The sequence below is a fragment of the Citrobacter sp. RHB21-C05 genome, from assembly GCF_013889015.1.
GTDB lineage: Bacteria > Pseudomonadota > Gammaproteobacteria > Enterobacterales > Enterobacteriaceae > Citrobacter_A > Citrobacter_A sedlakii.
The window spans coordinates 3633276-3653326 of the sequence record NZ_CP057611.1; the positions used below are offsets into that span (position 1 = coordinate 3633276).

The 20051-nt window shown below is 55.6% G+C and carries 17 protein-coding genes; 3 read left to right on the forward strand and 14 right to left on the reverse strand.

Annotation, left to right across the window (positions count from 1 at the left end; translation table 11 throughout):
- Positions 1-21: 21 nt before the first annotated feature.
- The 14 genes from murG to leuO all read right to left on the reverse strand — a co-directional run bounded on the left by murG (position 22) and on the right by leuO (position 16554).
- A complete protein-coding gene (gene murG, locus HVX72_RS17335) occupies positions 22-1089 on the reverse strand; it encodes an undecaprenyldiphospho-muramoylpentapeptide beta-N-acetylglucosaminyltransferase (RefSeq protein WP_181821979.1) in 1068 nt (355 codons plus the stop codon).
- Positions 1086-2330, reverse strand: coding sequence for a cell division protein FtsW (gene ftsW, locus HVX72_RS17340; protein WP_042290057.1), 1245 nt, complete (start codon positions 2328-2330; stop codon positions 1086-1088). The genes murG and ftsW overlap by 4 nt, the downstream gene beginning before the upstream one ends.
- On the reverse strand, positions 2330-3646 hold the full coding sequence (gene murD / locus HVX72_RS17345) for a UDP-N-acetylmuramoyl-L-alanine--D-glutamate ligase (protein WP_181821980.1): 1317 nt from the start codon (positions 3644-3646) through the stop codon (positions 2330-2332). The genes ftsW and murD overlap by 1 nt, the downstream gene beginning before the upstream one ends.
- Before the next feature lie 2 nt (positions 3647-3648).
- Positions 3649-4731: a phospho-N-acetylmuramoyl-pentapeptide-transferase gene (gene mraY, locus HVX72_RS17350; protein ID WP_012904478.1), complete on the reverse strand. Its 1083-nt coding sequence runs from the start codon at positions 4729-4731 to the stop codon at positions 3649-3651.
- A complete protein-coding gene (gene murF, locus HVX72_RS17355; RefSeq protein WP_181821981.1) occupies positions 4725-6083 on the reverse strand; it encodes a UDP-N-acetylmuramoyl-tripeptide--D-alanyl-D-alanine ligase in 1359 nt (452 codons plus the stop codon). Before murF ends, mraY begins: the two co-directional genes overlap by 7 nt.
- Positions 6080-7567 (reverse strand): UDP-N-acetylmuramoyl-L-alanyl-D-glutamate--2,6-diaminopimelate ligase, encoded by a 1488-nt coding sequence (gene murE, locus HVX72_RS17360; protein ID WP_181821982.1) that lies wholly within the window; start codon positions 7565-7567, stop codon positions 6080-6082. Before murE ends, murF begins: the two co-directional genes overlap by 4 nt.
- Complete coding sequence (gene ftsI, locus HVX72_RS17365) at positions 7554-9308, reverse strand: peptidoglycan glycosyltransferase FtsI (protein WP_042290065.1); 1755 nt, start codon at positions 9306-9308, stop codon at positions 7554-7556. The genes murE and ftsI overlap by 14 nt, the downstream gene beginning before the upstream one ends.
- 152 nt (positions 9309-9460) lie before the next feature.
- On the reverse strand, positions 9461-9826 hold the full coding sequence (ftsL, locus tag HVX72_RS17370) for a cell division protein FtsL (protein ID WP_012904474.1): 366 nt from the start codon (positions 9824-9826) through the stop codon (positions 9461-9463).
- On the reverse strand, positions 9823-10764 hold the full coding sequence (gene rsmH, locus HVX72_RS17375) for a 16S rRNA (cytosine(1402)-N(4))-methyltransferase RsmH (RefSeq protein WP_042290070.1): 942 nt from the start codon (positions 10762-10764) through the stop codon (positions 9823-9825). The genes ftsL and rsmH overlap by 4 nt, the downstream gene beginning before the upstream one ends.
- Position 10765: 1 nt before the next feature.
- Entirely contained in the window at positions 10766-11224 is a 459-nt protein-coding gene (gene mraZ / locus HVX72_RS17380) for a division/cell wall cluster transcriptional repressor MraZ (protein ID WP_042290072.1), read from the reverse strand.
- 613 nt (positions 11225-11837) lie between these two features.
- Positions 11838-12842, reverse strand: a complete 1005-nt coding sequence (gene cra, locus HVX72_RS17385; RefSeq protein WP_042290334.1) for a catabolite repressor/activator — start codon at positions 12840-12842, stop codon at positions 11838-11840.
- A gap of 215 nt (positions 12843-13057) precedes the next feature.
- Complete coding sequence (gene ilvN / locus HVX72_RS17390) at positions 13058-13549, reverse strand: acetolactate synthase small subunit (RefSeq protein WP_042290075.1); 492 nt, start codon at positions 13547-13549, stop codon at positions 13058-13060.
- Positions 13550-13551: 2 nt separating this feature from the next.
- The gene (gene ilvI / locus HVX72_RS17395; protein WP_181821983.1) at positions 13552-15276 is read right to left on the reverse strand and encodes an acetolactate synthase 3 large subunit; all 1725 of its coding nucleotides are present in this window, start codon (positions 15274-15276) and stop codon (positions 13552-13554) included.
- Between the two features lie 327 nt (positions 15277-15603).
- A complete protein-coding gene (gene leuO / locus HVX72_RS17400; protein ID WP_042290078.1) occupies positions 15604-16554 on the reverse strand; it encodes a transcriptional regulator LeuO in 951 nt (316 codons plus the stop codon).
- A 656-nt stretch (positions 16555-17210) separates the two neighbouring features.
- Between leuO and leuL the strand changes: the two genes are divergently transcribed.
- From leuL to leuB, 3 genes are all read left to right on the forward strand, one after another.
- Positions 17211-17297, forward strand: a complete 87-nt coding sequence (gene leuL, locus HVX72_RS17405; RefSeq protein ID WP_042290080.1) for a leu operon leader peptide — start codon at positions 17211-17213, stop codon at positions 17295-17297.
- Between the two features lie 90 nt (positions 17298-17387).
- Positions 17388-18959, forward strand: a complete 1572-nt coding sequence (gene leuA, locus HVX72_RS17410) for a 2-isopropylmalate synthase (protein ID WP_181821984.1) — start codon at positions 17388-17390, stop codon at positions 18957-18959.
- Positions 18959-20050, forward strand: coding sequence for a 3-isopropylmalate dehydrogenase (gene leuB / locus HVX72_RS17415; RefSeq protein WP_042290085.1), 1092 nt, complete (start codon positions 18959-18961; stop codon positions 20048-20050). Before leuA ends, leuB begins: the two co-directional genes overlap by 1 nt.
- Position 20051: the final 1 nt, after the last annotated feature.

Genomic DNA, 20051 nt, shown 5'->3' on the forward strand with positions numbered 1-20051 from the left:
GCGCAACACGCGCTGCGAGGGTTAAGCCCGGGCTGCCAGGCTGACTTCTTTCGCCACCCGTTCAGTGGCATCCGGGATGGCCGTCGCGCGCGCGCGTTGCGCCATCTCCAGTAATACGTCCCGATCCCACCCGGACAGGGTGTTCACAACGGCATCCACGGTAAACTGCGGCTGCTCAAGGATTTTAGCGGCGCCCGCTTTTTCCAGCGGTAGCGCATTCCAGTACTGCTGTCGGTCTTTGTGCTGGAAAGGCACAAACAGCGCAGGTAAACCGGCTGCGGCGATCTCACTGACCGTCAGGGCGCCTGAACGACATACCACCACATCGGCCCATGCGTAAGCGGCGGCCATATCATCTATAAATTCAGTCACTTTATGCTGCGGTTGCCCGGCGCTGGCGTAAGCCTGTTCGACCGCCTGCTGTCCGCCTTTTCCGCTTTGATGCCAGATGGTCACGGCATTACCGAGTTTCGCGGCAACCTGCGGCAGCGTTTGATTCAGTACGCGCGCCCCCTGGGAACCACCGACCACCAGTATGCGAATCGGGCCAACACGCCCTGGAAGGCGATCCTGCGGCAGCGGTAACGCCAGCACGTCAGTCCGAACCGGGTTCCCTACCACTTCCGCATTCGGGAACGCGCCCGGGAAAGCCTGCATAACCTTGGTGGCAATTTTCGCCAGCCATTTATTGGTTAGCCCGGCAATGCCGTTTTGTTCGTGCAGCACCACCGGAATACCCAATGACCACGCGGCAAGGCCGCCGGGGCCGGAAACATAGCCGCCCATCCCCAGCACCACGTCAGGCTTAAATGACTTCATGATCGCGCGCGCCTGACGCCACGCATTGAAAATACGCAGCGGCGCGGCCAGCAGCGCGTTGACGCCTTTCCCGCGCAGCCCGGAGATGCGGATGAAATCAATGTCAATTCCGTGCTTCGGAACTAAATCCGCTTCCATACGGTCTGCGGTGCCCAGCCAGCGAACATCCCAGCCCTGAGCCATTAAATGGTGCGCGACCGCCAGCCCCGGGAACACATGTCCGCCGGTACCGCCCGCCATCACCATCAACCGCTTCGCCTGACCCCTCATCGTAAACCTCGTGTAAACGCCTGGGCTTTTTCCAGACGTGTTTCATAATCAATTCGCAGCAACATCATAATTGCCGTCGACATAATCAACAGACTTGAGCCACCGTAGCTGATAAGCGGCAGCGTCAGACCTTTGGTTGGCAGCATCCCCGCCGCGGCCCCCACGTTAACCAGCGCCTGGAAACTAAACCAGATCCCGATAGAGCAAGCCAAAAAGCCGGAAAAGCGGTGGTCAATCTGTAACGCCTTACGGCCAATCGACATCGCGCGAAAAGCGACGAAGAATACCATTAAAAGTGCCAGTACCACACCGATATAACCCAGTTCTTCCCCAATAATGGCGAAGATGAAGTCGGTATGCGCTTCCGGCAAATACTCCAGTTTCTGTACTGAGTTACCCAGCCCTTGTCCCCAGACTTCCCCGCGACCGAACGCCATCAAAGACTGAGTGAGCTGATAACCGCTACCGAATGGGTCTTCCCACGGGTTCCAGAACGAAGTCACGCGGCGAATACGATACGGTTCTGCGAGGATCAGCAGCACGACCGCCGAAATCCCCATGCCGATGATAGCGATGAACTGCCACAGCTTCGCCCCGGCCAGAAAAAGCATCGCCAGCGTGGTGACGAACAGCACCACAACGGTGCCGAGGTCAGGCTGCGCCAGCAGCAAAACCGCCAGTACGAGGATCACGCCCATCGGTTTTAAAAAGCCGCGCAGGTTGTTCCGCACTTCGTCAACCTTGCGCACCAGATAATTCGCCAGGTAACAGAACAACGACAGCTTGGTGAATTCCGCCGGCTGAATACGCAGCGGCCCGAGCGCAATCCAGCGCGATGCCCCGTTCACCGAGCTGCCGACCACCAGTACGATCAACAGCATGATGATCGAGGCGATCAGCATCGTGGTGCTGTAGCGCTGCCAGAACTCCATCGGCAGGCGTAGCGTGATCATCGCCAGACAAAATGCCAGTAAAATATAGAGCGCGTCACGTTTGGCAAACAGGAACGGATCGCCCGCCAGACGCTGGCCTACCGGCATAGATGCCGAAGTCACCATCACGAAACCGATCGCCGCCAGGCCAAAAGTCAGCCACAGCAGCATACGGTCATACATCACCAGGCTGTCGGTGTCTTTATCCCGCGAGCCCATCACCCAGCCTTTCAGCGCCGCAAAGATCCAGCCCAGGATGCCAAATCCCGGCAGGCGCGGCAGTCTCAGGCGAGGGAGAGATAAACGCATCAACCTAACTCCTTCGCCAGACGGGTAAAGACCTCACCCCGTTGCTCAAAATTCTTAAACTGGTCGAGGCTGGCGCAGGCCGGAGAGAGCAGAACCATATCACCCGACTTCACGCGCGGCGCCAGCAGGCGCATTGCTTCTTCCAGGGTTTCTGTCTGTTCGGCGATCTCCGGACGCAGCGCGGCAAGCTGCGCCCCATCGCGACCAAAGCAGTACAGCCGCACGCGATCGCCGTCAAGGTAGCGCGCAAGCGACGAAAAATCCGCCGACTTGCCGTCGCCGCCCAGCAGCAGATGCAGCGTGCCATCAACGTGCAGCCCGTTCAGCGCCGCCTCGGTACTGCCCACGTTGGTGGCTTTCGAATCGTTGATCCAGCGCACCCCGTTGTGCTCCAATGCCAGCTGGAAGCGATGCGCCAGGCCGGTAAAGGTGGTCAGGGCTTTCAGGCTGCTGGCGCGCGGTAAACCTGCGGCGTCCGCCAGCGCCAGCGCCGCCAGGGCATTGGTATAATTGTGCTGCCCGCTGAGTTTCATCTCTTTCACGTTCAGCACTTTTTCGCCTTTCACCCGCAGCCAGGTTTCGCCCTGCTGGCGGTTAAGGTGGTAGTCACCCATGTTTACGCCGAAGCTGACGCAACGCGCATCGGCGCCGCGCACCGGCATAGTCAGCGCATCGTCAGCATTGACGACGCACACTTTGGCGTTCTCATAGACGCGCAGTTTCGCCGCGCGGTACTGCTGCAGACCAAACGGGTAGCGATCCATATGATCTTCAGTCACGTTGAGGATCGTCGCCGCCACCGCCTGCAGACTGGAGGTGGTTTCCAGTTGGAAACTGGACAATTCCAGAACGTACAGTTCGCGCTCGGCATCCAGCAGCATCAACGCGGGCAGGCCGATATTGCCGCCGACGCCGACGTTTACGCCTGCCGCTTTCGCCATCTCGCCCACCAGCGTGGTGACCGTACTTTTGCCGTTCGAGCCAGTAATCGCCACAATCGGCGCCTGCGCTTCACGGCAGAACAGTTCAATATCGCCGACAATTTCCACGCCTGCGTCGGCGGCGGCGCTCAGCGCCGGGTGCGCCAGGGCAATACCAGGGCTGGCGACAATCAGATCCGCCGCCAGCAGCCAGTCTTCATTCAGGCTGCCAATGTGGCGCTCAACCGCTTCGGGTAGTTTATCCAGCCCCGGCGGCGTCGCCCGGGTGTCCATCACGCGAGGAGCCACGCCGCGGGCAAGAAAAAAGTCCACGCAAGAGAGTCCGGTAAGCCCCAGACCGATAATGACGACGTTTTTGCCCTGGTAATCAGCCATGATTAACGTACCTTCAGCGTTGCCAGGCCAATCAGCACCAGCATCAGCGAAATAATCCAGAAGCGCACAATCACGCGCGGTTCCGGCCAGCCTTTCAGTTCATAATGGTGATGAATCGGCGCCATGCGGAAAATACGCTGTCCGCGCAGTTTAAAGGAGCCGACCTGCAGGATCACCGACAGGGTTTCCACGACAAACACGCCGCCCATAATCACCAGCAGGAACTCCTGACGCAGCAGCACAGCAATAATCCCCAGCGCGCCGCCCAGCGCCAGCGAACCGACATCGCCCATAAAGACCTGCGCCGGGTAAGTATTGAACCACAGGAAACCTAATCCCGCGCCGACTATCGCCGTACAGACGATTACCAGTTCCCCCGCATGACGCAGATACGGAATATGCAGATAGTTAGCGAAATTCATGTTACCGGTCGCCCACGCCACCAGGGCAAATCCCGCGGCGACGAAGACGGTAGGCATAATGGCTAAGCCATCCAGACCGTCGGTCAGGTTCACCGCATTCCCCGTCCCCACAATCACGAAATACGCCAGCAGGACGTAGAACAGGCCCAACTGCGGCATGACGTCTTTAAAGAACGGCACCACCAGCTCGGTGGCAGGCGTATCTTTTCCGGCGAGATACAGGGCGAAAGCCACACCCAGCGCAATCACCGACATCCAGAAATACTTCCAGCGGGCAATCAGCCCTTTGGTGTCTTTACGCACCACTTTGCGGTAGTCGTCAACAAAACCAATAATGCCGTAGCCAATCAACACAACCAGTACACACCAGACGTACGGGTTGGACGGATAAGCCCACAGCAGCACGGAAATCACAATCGCCGTCAGGATCATAATGCCGCCCATCGTCGGCGTCCCACGCTTGCTGAAGTGAGATTCCGGACCGTCGTTACGCACGACCTGACCGAAGGAGAGCTTTTGCAAACGGGCAATCATGCGCGGGCCCATCCATAAGGAGATGAACAGCGCGGTCAGCAGGCTGACGATGGCGCGAAACGTCAGATAGGAAAAGACGTTGAAGCCGGAATAATATTTGACCAAATGTTCGGCCAGCCAAACTAACATGTTCCATTCTCCTGTAATGCGCGTACTACCTCTTCCATGGCGGCACTACGTGAACCCTTCACTAAAATGGTAATGATCTGTTGCTCTGCAATCAGCGCCTTCAGACGGGCGATCAGCGCGGATTTGTCCGCGAAATGCTCGCCTGTGCCGCTGGCCTCGCTGATGGCATGGCTCAGTTTTCCTGTACTCAGTACACTGTCGATCCCCGCCGCGCGCGCGGCAGTGCCGACCTGCACATGGCACGCTTCGCTTTCTGCGCCCAGCTCCGCCATATCGCCCACCACCAGTACGCGGTAGCCCGGCATTTCGGCCAGGACCTGTACGGCGGCGGTCATCGATCCGACGTTAGCGTTGTAGGAATCATCCAGCAGCAGCTTGTTTTCTGCCAACTGAACCGGGAACAGACGTCCCGGCACCGCTTTCAGATCCGCGAGGCCGGATTTGATCGCCTCCAGCGGCGCGCCGACAGCCATCGCCAGCGACGCTGCCGCCAGCGCATTGGCGATGTTGTGACGCCCCGGCAGCGGCAACAGCACATCAATGCCCCCCACCGGCGTCTGGAGGGTGAACTCCGTACCGTGCGAGGTCACATGGATGTTGGTCGCGGTAAAATCGCTGTTGGCGGCATTCGGGGAAAAGCGCCAGACTTTACGGTCGCCAATCACGCTTTGCCAGTTCAGCCAGTCGTTGTTATCGGCATTCATAATGGCAATGCCGTTTTCCGGCAGACCGGTATAGATTTCGCCTTTCGCCTTCGCCACGCCCGCCAGAGAGCCGAAGCCCTCAAGATGCGCGGCGGCCAGATTATTCACCAGCGCCGCTTCTGGTCGCGTCAGGCTGACGGTCCACGCAATTTCGCCCTGGTGATTGGCGCCTAATTCAATAACGGCAAAGTCATATTCTTCGGTTAACCGCAGCAGCGTCATCGGTACGCCGATATCATTATTAAGATTGCCTGCGGTGTATAAGGTTTTGCCACACTGGCTCAGAATAGCGGCGGTCATCTCTTTGACGGAGGTTTTGCCGGAGGAACCGGTCAGCGCGACTACGCGAGCCGGTACCTGCGCGCGAACCCACGCGGCCAGTTCGCCAAACGCCAGACGGGTGTCCTGAACGACAAGCTGCGGCAAGTCACAGTCCAGCGGACGGCTGACCAGCAGCGCCCCCGCTCCGCCCTCTTTCGCCTGGGCGGCAAAATCATGGGCGTCAAAGCGTTCGCCTTTCAGCGCCACAAACAGGCAGCCCGGCGTCAGTTTGCGCGTATCGGTGGTCACGGCGTCGAGGGTCAGATCGTCCCCTTTCAGTTTGCCGTTAAGGATGCCGGCAAGTTGACTGAGCGTTACGCTAATCATGCGATAACCCCCAGCAGCCGCGCTGCGGTTACGCGGTCAGAATAGTCGAGACGCTGCGTGCCGATGATTTGGTAATCTTCATGACCTTTACCCGCTACCAGCACCACGTCGTTTTCTTTCGCCTGCATAATGGCGTTCGTGACCGCCTCGGCGCGGCCTTCCATCACCCGGGCGTGTCCGGCATCCAGCATTCCCGCCAGAATGTCATCGATAATAGCGCGCGGTTCTTCGGTACGTGGATTGTCGTCGGTAACGACAACCACATCGGCAAACTCTTCCGCGATCGCCCCCATCAGCGGACGCTTACCTTTGTCGCGATCGCCGCCACAGCCAAAGACGCACCAGAGCTGACCGGTACAGTGCAGACGCGCCGCCTGCAACGCTTTTTCCAGCGCATCCGGGGTGTGGGCGTAGTCAACCACCACGGTGGTTTTACCCGGCGCGCTGAACACTTCCATGCGACCGCAAACCGGCTGCAAACGCGCGGCGGTTTTCAGCAGTTCGCTCAGCGGATAGCCCAGCGCCAGCAGCGTCGCCAGCGCCAACAGCAGATTACTGACATTAAAGGCGCCCATCAGACGGCTTTCGATTTCGCCTTCACCCCAGCTTGAAGCAAAGCGAATCGTCGCGCCGCTATCGTGGTAGTTCACGTCGACTGCCTTCAGCCAACGGCCATGGCAGTTCGGGTTGATGTGGTCTTCCATCGAGACGACAACCGCGTCCGGCAGATTTGCCAGCCAGCGGCGACCCACTTCGTCATCCGCGTTGATAATGGCCTGACCATAATGATGCGTGGAGAAAAGCAGCCATTTTGCCGCTTCGTACTGTTCCATGTCACCGTGATAGTCCAGGTGATCGCGGCTGAGATTGGTAAAGACGCTCGCGGCGAATTTCAGCGCCGCCACGCGATGCTGCACCAGACCGTGCGAAGAGACTTCCATTGCGCCAAAGGTGGCGCCTTCATCGACCAGTCCCGCCAGGACATGCTGCACATCTACCGCCGACCCGGTGGTATTTTCAGTCGGGATCACTTTCCCCAACAGGCCATTGCCGACGGTGCCCATCACCGCGCTGGTTTCGCCCAACAGTTGGCTCCACTGCGCCAGCAATTGTGTGGTGGTGGTTTTACCGTTGGTGCCGGTCACGCCAACCAGACGCATGTTTTCAGAGGGTTCGTGATAAAAGCGACCAGCCAGTGCAGATAAACGTTCGTTCAGTTGGCTCAGATAGATGACCGGTACGCCGTGCATTTCACGAACTTCGCCGTCGGTCGCCTCTTCTTTCGCTTCTGCAATAATGGCAGCCACACCTTGCGCTATCGCCTGCGGGATATATCGACGCCCGTCCGCCTGATGACCTTTCACTGCCACAAAGAGATCGCCCGAAGCAGCCACGCGGCTGTCGAGTGTCATCTCTCGCAGTTCTCTCGCAGGTAAACCTGGTACCCACGGAGCAAGAAGGTCGCGCAAATTACGATCTGCCACCTGTTCCCTCGCCTTGATTAATTACGAATTCACTTTTTTCGCCCGTGGCCAGCGCATCCGGCTCGATGTTCATGGTGCGCAGTACGCCGCCCATGATGGCACCAAAGACCGGCGCGGACACGGCGCCGCCGTAGTATTTACCCGCCTGCGGATCGTTGATAACAACAACCAGCGCAAAGCGCGGCTGACTCGCAGGCGCAACGCCCGCGGTATAAGCAATGTATTTGTTGATGTAGCGGCCATCCGGTCCGACTTTTTTCGCCGTCCCGGTTTTAATCGCGATGCGATAACCTTTAATTGCCGCTTTCACGCCGCCACCGCCCGGCAGGGCCACGCTTTCCATCATATGTACGACGGTGCGCACGATGGATTCCGGGAAGATGCGTTCTCCCGGAACAGGGGGATCAACTTTGGTGATCGACAGCGGACGGTAAACCCCGTAGCTGCCGATGGTTGCGTAGACTCGCGCTAACTGTAACGGCGTTACCATTAGCCCGTAGCCGAAAGAGAAGGTGGCCCTCTCTATGTCAGACCACCGTTGTTTTTGAGGATATAAGCCACTGCGTTCTCCGACCAACCCCAAATTGGTCGCTTTTCCCAGCCCAAAACGTGAGTAAGTGTCTACTAACGCTGAGGACGGCATCGCTAACGCCAGCTTAGAAACACCGACGTTACTCGACTTCTGTAGAACCCCGGTCAGGGTCAATTCGCTGTAGCGCGCCACGTCTTTGATTTCGTGACCGTTAATTCGATAGGGAATGGTGTTGAGCACCGTGTTCTCGTTGACGATACCCCGCTGGAGCGCCGTCATGACCACCATCGGTTTGACGGTGGAACCCGGTTCGAAAACGTCGGTAATGGTCCGGTTACGCATCGCGTCTTTCGGCGTACCGCTGAGGTTGTTCGGGTTGTAGGACGGGCTGTTCGCCATCGCCAGGACTTCGCCGGTGTTCACATCCACCAACACCGCGCTGCCGGATTCCGCTTTGTTAAACGCCACCGCGTTGTTCAGCTCGCGATAAACCAGCGCCTGCAGGCGCTCATCAATACTCAGCGCCAGGTTGTGCGCCGCCTGGCTGTCGGTGGAGGAGATATCCTCAATCACGCGGCCATAGCGGTCTTTACGCACCACACGTTCGCCAGGCTGGCCGGTCAGCCATTTGTCGAAGCTTTTTTCGACGCCTTCGATACCCTGGCTGTCAACGTTGGTGAACCCGATGAGGTGAGCGGTCACTTCGCCGGAAGGGTAGTAGCGACGTGATTCTTCACGCAAATGAATACCCGGTAGCTTCAGCTTTTTGATGTAGTCGGCCATATCCGGGTTGAGCTGACGCGCCAGATAGATAAAGCGCCCTTTCGGATTGGCGTTAATGCGGGCAGCCAGCTGATCGAGCGGGATATTAAGCGCGGTGGAGAGCGCTTTCCAGCGATCCCCGACGCTGACTCCACCCGCGTCATGCACTTCTTTCGGGTCCGCCCAAATCGCTTTCACCGGCACGCTGACCGCCAGCGGACGCCCGGAACGGTCAGTGATCATACCGCGGGAAGTGGCGACTTCCTGGACGCGCAGCGAACGCATGTCGCCCTGACGCACCAGCATATCCGGGGCGATAATCTGCAACCAGGCCACGCGGCCCAGCAGAAAACCCAGCGCCAATAAAATGCAGCCGCAAAGCAACGCAAAACGCCAACTGATAAAGTTGGTTTGTTCTTCCTGGCGTTTCGCTTTTATACGCGTCATGCTTCAAGCTGCCTCTGCGTTGGCTGCGCACACGTCTCCCGGTCGCTTACGTGTGTAAGCGCCTGGAGATTCATGTGCTCGCTGCCTTGATGCATCATGAATGCTTTTGCGTAGCGTGTTTCCTGCATTGCTTTCATGCGTCGCGCTGTTCCTTATTTTTGGACTACGATATTTTCTTGTGAGGGATCAACATGCTGCATTTGCAGCTTTTCCGTTGCGATCCGTTCCACCCGGCTATGGTCGCCGAGCGCGTTTTCTTCAAGGATCAGGTTGCGCCATTCAATATCCAGCGCATCACGCTCCAGAACCAGTTGTTCACGCTGCGCGGTCAGTAACCGCGTATGGTGAGCGGTCGTTACCACCGTCACCGCCGTCACAATGATGCAAATGAACAGGCAGAGTGGCAGCTTCCCGAATCGCAAAAGATCGTCACCGATCACGCCAGGCAAGGCATGGCGCTCGTTGCTTCCTATCGATCCCTTCACTTTGCTAAGGGCTTCTGTCACTCTGCTGATCATGCGTTCGTCCTCTCTGCAATGCGCAGAACTGAACTACGGGCACGAGGATTTTCTGCGACCTCTTTTTCACCCGGCATCAACTTGCCTAACGCTCTTAACTCACGGCCGCCCAGTTTACTGAGCTGCGCTTCCGTCATCGGGATCCCGGCGGGCACTTTCGGACCGCGGCTTTGCTCGCGCATAAAGCGTTTCACAATGCGATCTTCCAGCGAGTGGAAGCTGATGACAGAAAGCCGCCCACCCGGGGCCAGCACGCTGAGCGAGCTTTTTAGCGCCTGCTCTATCTCCTCCAGTTCACTGTTTACCCAGATGCGCACCGCCTGGAAGGTACGGGTCGCGGGATGTTTGAATTTGTCCTTCACCGGTGTTGCCGCCGCGACCACCTCCGCCAGCTCTTTGGTACGGGTCATCGGCTGCTCGCGGTTACGTTCAACGATGGCGCGGGCGATGCGCTTCGCAAAACGCTCTTCGCCAAAGGTTTTCAGTACCCAGGCAATATCCGCTTCTTCCGCGGTTTGCAGCCACTCGGCGGCGGACTGGCCGCGCGTCGGGTCCATCCGCATGTCCAGCGGGCCGTCGCGCATAAAGGAAAAGCCACGTTCAGCATCGTCGAGCTGCGGTGAAGAGACGCCAAGATCGAGAAGAATCCCGTCGATCTTGCCGGTAAGATCGCGCTCGCCGACATAGTCAGCCAGCGCCGAAAAAGGTCCATGAATGATGGAGAAGCGCGGATCATTGATGGTTTGCGCAACGGCGATCGCCTGCGGATCGCGATCGATTGCCAGCAAGCGCCCTTCTTCGCCAAGCTGCGAGAGAATGAGGCGCGAGTGGCCACCGCGACCAAATGTCCCATCAATGTAGATGCCATCTGGACGAATGTTCAGGCCGTTGACGGCCTCGTCGAGCAGCACCGTGGTGTGTTTAAAGTTTTCCATCATCTTATAGAGACAAGTCCTGCAGGCGTTCCGACAACGTCCCGGTAGCGCTCTGCTCTGCGTCGATATCTTCCTTGACCTGTTGATACCAGGTCGTTTCATCCCACAGTTCAAATTTGTTGAACTGTCCAACCAGCATCACTTCTTTCGTCAGACCGGCATGTTGCCGGAGAACAGGCGCTATCAGCAGGCGACCGGCGCTGTCCATCTGACATTCGCTGGCATGACCCAACAGCAGGCGCTGCACGCGGCGTTCTACCGGGTTCATGCTCGACAGACGCGATAATTTTTGCTCGATAATTTCCCATTCAGGCAGGGGGTAAAGCAGCAGGCATGGGTGATGGATGTCAATGGTGCAAACCATTTGACCGGTAGCGTTCTCGATCAGTTGATCCCGGTAACGGGTGGGCACGGCTAAGCGCCCTTTACTGTCGAGATTGACTAACGTTGCTCCCCGGAACATGCCAGCTCAACCCCTTATCACCACTTTGCCCCACAAATTCCCACTGAAAGGAGTTTACGGAGCGGAGGAAAAGCTTGTCAAGCGAGTCACAACGCTTACCAGAGTAAAAAACCCAATGTTTACGGCTAATATCAGCGTTGATTAAATTCTGTCCAACGAGCGAAGCAAATTAACGTCATGAATATTTGTAAGAAAAAATCCAAATACCCCTCCTCGTTTTTAAACGAACTTCTCTTCTCCTAAAGAAAATATAAAGTGTCAGTTTGCGACGCGAGCGGCATTTTAGGACATATTGCACTGCGAATACAGTCCCTGTTTAGCGCGGTTAACGCCGCGCGCCATCAAGCCAGCCGAGACTTTCGTAAAGAAGAAAAGGAAAGTGTCTGTTAATTCGGCAATTCGCGACAAACCTGTAACAAAAAAATACAAAACGGGCTGCGGTAAACGCTGTAATTACCCTTCGGGCCCGCACATGCGTTTAAAAAATCGTTTATTTGCCGTCGGGTGAGATAATACTAAGGAATAATCTTAATTCTGCTGGGGGTATTGTCTGGAAGGCATATTTCCCGCAGACCAGATTAACGCGAACGCCACCTGGACTGCGGTAAGGTTATCAGTTGCGGCTGAGAACGCCGCGACGGTACAAGTTACGTTTGATTCGCGTTAAGCCAGGCTTCGGTTTGCGCGGTTCGTCGAGACTCGCCAGCACGATCTCCAGCACGCGTTCCGCCACGTCGCGATGACGCTGCGCTACCGCCAGTACCGGGCACTGCAGGAAATCCAGCAGCTCATTATCGCCAAAGGTTGCAATGGCCAGATCGGAAGGCAGCTTGCCGTCGCGACGCAACGTCACATCCATCACGCCCTGCAGCAGAGCGAAGGACGTGGTGAATAGCGCCTGCGGCATCGGGTGTGTTTCCAGCCATTTTTCAAACAGCTGCGCAGCCGCTTCGCGCTCGTAGCTATTGGCGTACAGAAAGTGAACCTCACGCGGATCGTCTTTCCAGGCGCTGCGAAAACCCTGCTCCCGCAGGAAACTCACGGACAGCTCCGGCAACGCGCCGAGATAAAGTACCGTTTCAGCGGGGAATTTACGCAACTCTTGCGCCAGCATTTCCGCATCGTCCTGGTCGGCGCCGACGACACTGGTGAAATGTTCACGATCCAGCGCGCGATCCAACGCCACAATCGGGAAGGAGTCATTCGCCCAGCGTTGATAGAACGGATGCTCCGGCGGCAGCGAGGTGGACACGATGATCGCGTCAACCTGACGCTGCAAAAGATGTTCGATGCAGCGCATTTCATTGTCCGGCTGATCTTCCGAACAAGCAATCAGCAGTTGATAGCCGCGCTGACGCGCCTGGCGCTCAAGATAGTTTGCAATGCGGGTGTAGCTTGTGTTCTCAAGATCGGGGATCACCAGCCCGATTGAGCGCGTGCGTCCAGCGCGCAGCCCGGCAGCCACGGCGTTCGGGTGGTAATTATGCTCGCGTACCACTGCCATGACTTTTTCGACAGTCTTGTCGCTCACGCGGTATTGCTTTGCTTTTCCGTTTATCACGTAGCTTGCAGTCGTTCGCGAGACACCGGCCAGCCGAGCGATTTCATCCAGTTTCACAATTGCCCCTTGCATAAAAAGTACAAACCATAACCATTGTAACGGCATGGATTAGTTTCATTAACATTCAAGCGCAGAATAATGACTGCGGCAACCGCTTTTGTTCCGGGTTTCCGCTGATTTCGCAAAAAAAAGCCCAACTTTAACCGTTGGGCTTGCGGATCAAGAATAAAGGTAGAGCGGTTAAACGTTAACGTCACGCTTCCACCCAGGCGTTAGCGCATGATTTTATCGCCGCGCGACAACCCCACGACGCCGGAGCGGGCCACCTCGACAATTTTGGCCACCTCGCGCAGCGTCGCCAGAAACGCGTCCAGCTTATCGCTGGTTCCTGCCAGTTGTACTGTGTAAAGGGTTGGCGTGACGTCAATAATCTGTCCGCGGAAGATTTCCGTGTTGCGCTTCACTTCCTCCCGGCCATAGCCGCTGGCCTGAAGCTTCACCAACATAATTTCCCGTTCAACGTGCGCCCCCTGCCCCAGCTCACTCACCCGCAGGACATCGACCAGCTTGTGCAGTTGTTTTTCGATCTGCTCCAGCACTTTTTCATCGCCTACCGTCTGGATGGTCATACGGGAAAGCGTAGGATCGTCCGTTGGCGCAACGGTCAGGCTTTCAATGTTGTATCCGCGCTGGGCAAAGAGGCCAATAACGCGCGACAGCGCGCCGGACTCGTTTTCCAGCAGTACTGATAATATCCGGCGCATAATCAGGTTCTCTCCGTTTTGCTTAACCACATTTCGTCCATCCCGCCGCCGCGAATCTGCATCGGATAAACGTGCTCGCTGCCATCGACGTTAACGTCGACAAACACCAGACGGCCGCTTTGCACCTGGGCCAGCGCCTCGCTTAACGTGTCTTCCAGCTCTTCAGGACGGGAAATCCGAATACCGACATGCCCGTAGGCTTCCGCCAGACGGACAAAATCGGGTAGCGACTGCATATAAGACTGAGAATGGCGACCGGAGTAAATCATGTCCTGCCACTGTTTCACCATTCCCAGATAGCGGTTATTCAGGTTGAGCACCAGCACCGGAAGTTCATACTGAAGCGCGGTCGACAGTTCCTGGATATTCATCTGGATACTGCCGTCGCCGGTAACGCACACAACCGTTTCGTCCGGCAGCGCCATTTTTACGCCCAGCGCGGCTGGCAGTCCAAAGCCCATCGTGCCGAGGCCGCCAGAGTTGATCCAGCGACGCGGTTTGTCGAAAGGATAATACAGGGCGGCGAACATCTGGTGTTGGCCGACATCAGAAGTGACGAACGCATCGCCACGGGTCAGACGCCAGATAGCCTCAATGACCGCCTGCGGCTTGATGCTTTCGCTGTGGGTATCATATTTCAGGCACTGGCGGGCGCGCCAGCGCTCAATCTGCTGCCACCAGTCACGAATATCATCCAGCGGTTGTTGCGCGGTTTCCTGAGGCAGGAGTTCCAACATCTGCTCCAGCACCAGACGCGCATCCCCCACGATAGGAATGTCTGCCGTCACCGTCTTTGAGATAGACGTCGGGTCGATATCGATGTGCAATACCGTTGCATTCGGGCAATATTTCGCCAGATTATTGGTGGTGCGATCGTCGAAACGGACGCCAACGGCAAAAATCACATCGGCATTATGCATCGTCATGTTGGCTTCGTAAGTGCCATGCATGCCGAGCATCCCCAGCGCCTGACGATGGGTCGCCGGGAAAACGCCCAGCCCCATTAATGAGGAAACGACCGGCAGATTGAGTGTTTCGACAGCCTGACGAAGCGGCGCATAGCAGCCCGCCGTCACCGCCCCGCCGCCGACGTACACCACCGGTTTTTTCGCCGCGACGAGCGTTTGCAGCGCGCGTTTGATCTGTCCTTTATGGCCGCCGGTGGTAGGGTTATAAGAACGCATACTGACCGAATCAGGCCAGCTATACGGCAGTTTATTTGCCGGATTAAGAATGTCTTTGGGTAGGTCGACCACCACTGGCCCTGGTCGGCCGCTCGCTGCCAGCCAGAAGGCTTTTTTCAGCACCTGAGGGATATCTTCTGTCTGCTTAACCAAAAAGCTGTGCTTCACTACCGGGCGGGAGATCCCCACCATGTCGCACTCCTGGAAGGCGTCGTAGCCGATTAGCGAGGTCGCCACCTGGCCGGAAAGAATGACCAACGGAATGGAATCCATATAGGCCGTGGCGATGCCGGTAATGGCATTGGTGGCGCCCGGACCTGAGGTCACCAGTACGACTCCCACTTCTCCCGTCGCCCGCGCCAGGCCATCAGCCATATGCACGGCAGCCTGTTCATGGCGGACCAGCACGTGATCGATGCCGCCAACCGTATGCAATGCATCATAAATATCGAGGACTGCGCCCCCGGGATAACCGAATACCTGCTTAACGCCCTGATCGATGAGCGATCGGACGACCATCTCGGCTCCAGACAACATCTCCATGGCCTGCCTCACTGAATGACGAATAACGCGTGTTATTAAGTACAAAACACATTAACCGCTCGTTACTGCGCAGGCAATTCACTATCGGTTTTCTGACAGAAGGGAAATAAGAACAAACGAAAGGAAAGCGCCAAAGAAACGGGAAATTACACCAAATATGATTCTTTCGTTAATGAATAATCGCTTAAACCAGAAGGCTTGCAGAGAATCATCAATTTTTTGATCGATATGCCACCGCGCGCGCCAATCAATTCAGCATATAATTTCATAAAGAATGAAATAAAAAGAATAAACCGGATGTTCACACCCGGTTTATTTTGCCTACGCTTAGCGCTTGCAAACAGACGCCAGCAGTTCTTCCATCCATTGATGGCCCTTGTCCCGGCCTGCCGCTTCATGCCAGGAGAGATAACAGGTTCGACTATTAAGTTTTAACGGCAGCGGCAGCACTTGCAGATCCAGCGATTCAGCAAACTCATCCGCCAGCCAGCGCGGCGCAATCGCCACTAACTGAGTCTGCGAAACCACATTAAGCACGCTAATTAATGCCATTCCCTGATAGGCAATGCAGGATTGTTTATCCGCAGTGTCATACCACGGCTGGCTGAACGAGGCAAAACGGTCCAGAGACACAACGGCATGCTGTTCATTATAAACATCGCTTTCCAGTAATGGACCGCTAATACGCGGGTGCTTACGGCTGGCGACGAGAACCATTTCATCTTTAAACAGAGGGATACTGGTAAATTCAGGGCGACGGAATTCCTCATAACTAATAACGAATTCGGTTTCCTGATAACGTAATTGATGCTCTGTATTTTGATTTAATGAAGATTTGAAAACGACATGAATATTCGGCGCAATCTGCTCAACACGATTATAAATCAGGGAGGTAAGCACATTGTCCAGCGGGCTGCAGACGCAAAGATTAAACACGCGTTCACTGCTGGCCGGTTCGAAACCGGAACCCGGTAATTCATTTTGCACTAATTGCAACGCCTGGCGAACCGCGCCAAAAAGCTGGAAGGCGCGTGCGGTCGGTTGGATCCCACGGCCATAGCGCACAAACAGTTCATCGTTGAACATCACTTTCAGACGCGCAACCGCGTTGCTTACCGCGGGCTGCGACATCCCAAGGGCATGAGCGGCCCGCGTAATATTTTGTTCCTGCATCACCGCATCGAAGACTGTCAACAGATTAAGATCAACCATACGAAGCTGCGGCTTTTCCATCTCTATAAGAGGTGTATGAGGTTTATCATTTTTTACTTCTGGCATACTTAACTCCACTGTCACGCTTACTCCCTTTTCCAGCCGGAATGCAGAGAAATAATCTCAGAAAATATGATTTACCATGCATATAAAATAAGAAAAAGGGTACGGATAAAAATTAGGAAAACATAAAGATGCAAAAACAAAACACGAATAAACAGCGCAGGCGTGATGTGGCATCCTTCACGACACGACGAATCAATAAGTTTTAATGACGCGTGCAATATAAACATAAGCCAGACAAATAAACAATCATGTGTTTTATGAATAATACTTTAAGTATTAATTAAATGTTTATATTACTCTGTCGTTAATTCTTAACATTAGCTTATCAATAAACGGTTTTCAGTAAATGTTAATTTATTCATTATCGTTATAACAGCCTAAAAATCATAGAGATAACCAATCTTTTTCGGACGGTGCACATCCCGTATTTCTCTCACTAATTGAAAAAAAATATGCTTAAGTATGACAAAAGATGAAAATTATGTACGCGCGCTACGCGTTTATTCCGGAAGAGGGGCAAAAGTTCAGCACAATTAGCTAAAGCAACGGGTGAGATTTCTCCTCGCCGTGGCGGCCTTTTTGGCAAACGGGGTTGACATCAGCAGCGGTATCCAGTACCACTAAAAGCATATCGCATTCGCCTGGAGTTAAACTTAATGATACGTATCGCCCGCTTTAACGGTCTACTACTACTAAACGCATTTTCGTTGCGCGGTAGACTGGTGAGCGGCATTCAGCATTAAGTCAGCATCCAGTTAGATAAAAAACCCGCGCCGTTGCGCGGGTTTTTTTATGCTCGAAGCAAGGCGCCCTCAAGACCAAGGACCTAAACCATGAGCCAGCAAGTCATTATTTTCGATACCACTTTACGCGACGGAGAACAGGCGTTACAGGCAAGCCTGAGTGTGAAAGAAAAACTGCAGATTGCGCTGGCCCTCGAGCGCATGGGCGTAGACGTAATGGAAGTTGGCTTTCCGGTTTCCTCACCAGGCGACTTTGAGTCTGTGCAAACCATCGCCCGCCAGGTGAAGAACAGTCGAGTTTGCGCCTTAGCCCGCTGTGTGGAAAAGGACATCGACGTTGCGGCAGAGTCGCTGAAAGTGGCCGAGGCCTTCCGGATTCATACCTTTATCGCCACCTCGCCAATGCATATCGCCACCAAGCTGCGCAGTACGCTGGATGAGGTGATCGAACGCGCGGTGTACATGGTGAAACGCGCACGAAATTACACTGACGATGTTGAGTTCTCCTGTGAAGACGCGGGCCGTACGCCTGTCGCCGATCTGGCGCGGGTGGTGGAAGCCGCCATCAACGCAGGCGCCAGAACCATCAATATTCCCGACACCGTTGGCTATACCATGCCCTTCGAGTTTGCCAACATTATTTCCGGTCTGTATGAACGCGTGCCCAATATCGATAAAGCCATTATCTCCGTCCATACTCACGACGATTTAGGTTTAGGGGTTGGCAACGCGCTGGCCGCCGTGCATGCGGGCGCTCGCCAGGTGGAAGGCGCAATGAACGGCATTGGTGAACGCGCCGGCAACTGCTCTTTGGAAGAAGTGATCATGGCGATCAAAGTGCGCAAGGATATTCTGAACGTCCACACCCGCATTAATCATCAGGAGATCTGGCGCACCAGCCAGTTGGTCAGTCAAATCTGCAATATGCCCATCCCGGCGAACAAAGCGATTGTCGGTAGCGGCGCCTTCGCCCACTCCTCCGGTATTCACCAGGACGGCGTACTGAAAAATCGTGAAAACTACGAAATCATGACGCCGGAATCGATCGGCCTGAATCAGGTGCAGTTGAACCTGACGTCCCGTTCCGGACGCGCGGCGGTAAAACACCGCATGGATGAGATGGGATATAAAGAAAGCGAGTACAGCCTGGACGATCTGTACGACGCGTTCCTGAAACTGGCGGATAAAAAAGGCCAGGTATTCGATTACGACCTGGAAGCGCTGGCATTCATCAATAAACAGCAGGAAGAACCTGAACATTTCCGCCTGGACTACTTCAGCGTGCAGTCTGGCTCAAACGATATCGCGACCGCCTCGGTGAAACTGGCTTGCGGTAATACTGTAAAAGCTGAAGCGGCAAACGGTAACGGCCCGGTCGACGCCATTTACCAGGCGATCAACCGTATTACCGATTACCACATTGAACTGGTGAAATACGGCCTGTCCGCTAAAGGTCACGGTAAAGACGCGCTGGGCCAGGTGGATATCGTCGCTCACTATAACGGTCGCCGCTTCCATGGCGTCGGTCTGGCGACAGACATCGTAGAATCCTCCGCCAAGGCGATGGTGCACGTACTGAATAACATCTGGCGCGCCGCTGAAGTCGAAAAAGAATTGCAACGCAAAGCTCAGAACAACGAGAACAACAAGGAAACCGTGTGATGTCGAAGAATTACCATATTGCTGTTTTGCCGGGTGATGGAATTGGCCCGGAAGTGATGGCGCAAGCCCTGAAAGTCCTGGAAGCGGTTCGCGGCCGGTTTGATATGCGTATTACCACCAGCCACTACGATGTCGGCGGAGCCGCCATTGATAATCACGGTCAACCGCTGCCGAAAGCGACCGTAGAAGGCTGCGAGCAGGCCGACGCCGTGTTGTTCGGCTCCGTGGGTGGCCCAAAATGGGAACATTTGCCGCCAGATCAACAGCCGGAGCGCGGCGCCCTGCTGCCGTTGCGTAAACACTTCAAATTATTCAGCAATCTGCGTCCGGCGAAACTGTATCAGGGGCTGGAAGCGTTCTGCCCTCTGCGCGCCGACATCGCGGCAAATGGCTTCGACATCCTGTGCGTACGTGAATTGACTGGCGGCATTTACTTCGGCCAGCCGAAAGGCCGCGAAGGTAGCGGTCAGCATGAAAAAGCGTTCGATACCGAGGTGTATCACCGTTTTGAAATTGAGCGTATTGCGCGCATCGCCTTTGAATCCGCCCGCAAGCGCCGCCGTAAGGTAACGTCTGTTGACAAAGCCAACGTCCTGCAAACGTCTATTTTGTGGCGCGAAATCGTCAACGACGTCGCTAAAGCGTATCCGGACGTTGAGTTGGCGCACATGTATATTGATAACGCCACCATGCAGTTGATTAAAGACCCGTCTCAGTTCGACGTATTGCTGTGTTCCAACCTGTTTGGCGACATCCTGTCTGACGAGTGCGCAATGATCACCGGCTCCATGGGAATGTTGCCGTCCGCCAGCCTGAACGAGCAGGGCTTTGGTCTGTATGAGCCAGCAGGCGGCTCCGCGCCGGATATCGCCGGGAAAAATATCGCGAACCCTATCGCGCAGATTTTGTCGCTGGCGCTGCTGCTGCGCTACAGCCTGGATGCGGATGAGGCGGCAACCGCCATTGAACGCGCTATCAACCGCGCATTAGAAGAAGGCATCCGCACCGGTGATTTAGCCCGTGGCGCCGCTGCCGTTGGTACCGATGAGATGGGCGACATCATTGCACGCTATGTCGCGGAAGGGGTGTAAT

Coding starts and splice junctions, on each gene's coding strand:
- murG (WP_181821979.1), bottom strand. CDS start 1,089: ATGAGGGGTCAGGCGAAGCGGTTGATGGTGATGGCGGGCGGTACCGGC.
- ftsW (WP_042290057.1), bottom strand. CDS start 2,330: ATGCGTTTATCTCTCCCTCGCCTGAGACTGCCGCGCCTGCCGGGATTT.
- murD (WP_181821980.1), bottom strand. CDS start 3,646: ATGGCTGATTACCAGGGCAAAAACGTCGTCATTATCGGTCTGGGGCTT.
- mraY (WP_012904478.1), bottom strand. CDS start 4,731: ATGTTAGTTTGGCTGGCCGAACATTTGGTCAAATATTATTCCGGCTTC.
- murF (WP_181821981.1), bottom strand. CDS start 6,083: ATGATTAGCGTAACGCTCAGTCAACTTGCCGGCATCCTTAACGGCAAA.
- ftsI (WP_042290065.1), bottom strand. CDS start 9,308: ATGACGCGTATAAAAGCGAAACGCCAGGAAGAACAAACCAACTTTATC.
- ftsL (WP_012904474.1), bottom strand. CDS start 9,826: ATGATCAGCAGAGTGACAGAAGCCCTTAGCAAAGTGAAGGGATCGATA.
- rsmH (WP_042290070.1), bottom strand. CDS start 10,764: ATGATGGAAAACTTTAAACACACCACGGTGCTGCTCGACGAGGCCGTC.
- mraZ (WP_042290072.1), bottom strand. CDS start 11,224: ATGTTCCGGGGAGCAACGTTAGTCAATCTCGACAGTAAAGGGCGCTTA.
- ilvN (WP_042290075.1), bottom strand. CDS start 13,549: ATGCGCCGGATATTATCAGTACTGCTGGAAAACGAGTCCGGCGCGCTG.
- ilvI (WP_181821983.1), bottom strand. CDS start 15,276: ATGGAGATGTTGTCTGGAGCCGAGATGGTCGTCCGATCGCTCATCGAT.
- leuO (WP_042290078.1), bottom strand. CDS start 16,554: ATGCCAGAAGTAAAAAATGATAAACCTCATACACCTCTTATAGAGATG.
- leuL (WP_042290080.1), top strand. CDS start 17,211: ATGATACGTATCGCCCGCTTTAACGGTCTACTACTACTAAACGCATTT.
- leuA (WP_181821984.1), top strand. CDS start 17,388: ATGAGCCAGCAAGTCATTATTTTCGATACCACTTTACGCGACGGAGAA.
- leuB (WP_042290085.1), top strand. CDS start 18,959: ATGTCGAAGAATTACCATATTGCTGTTTTGCCGGGTGATGGAATTGGC.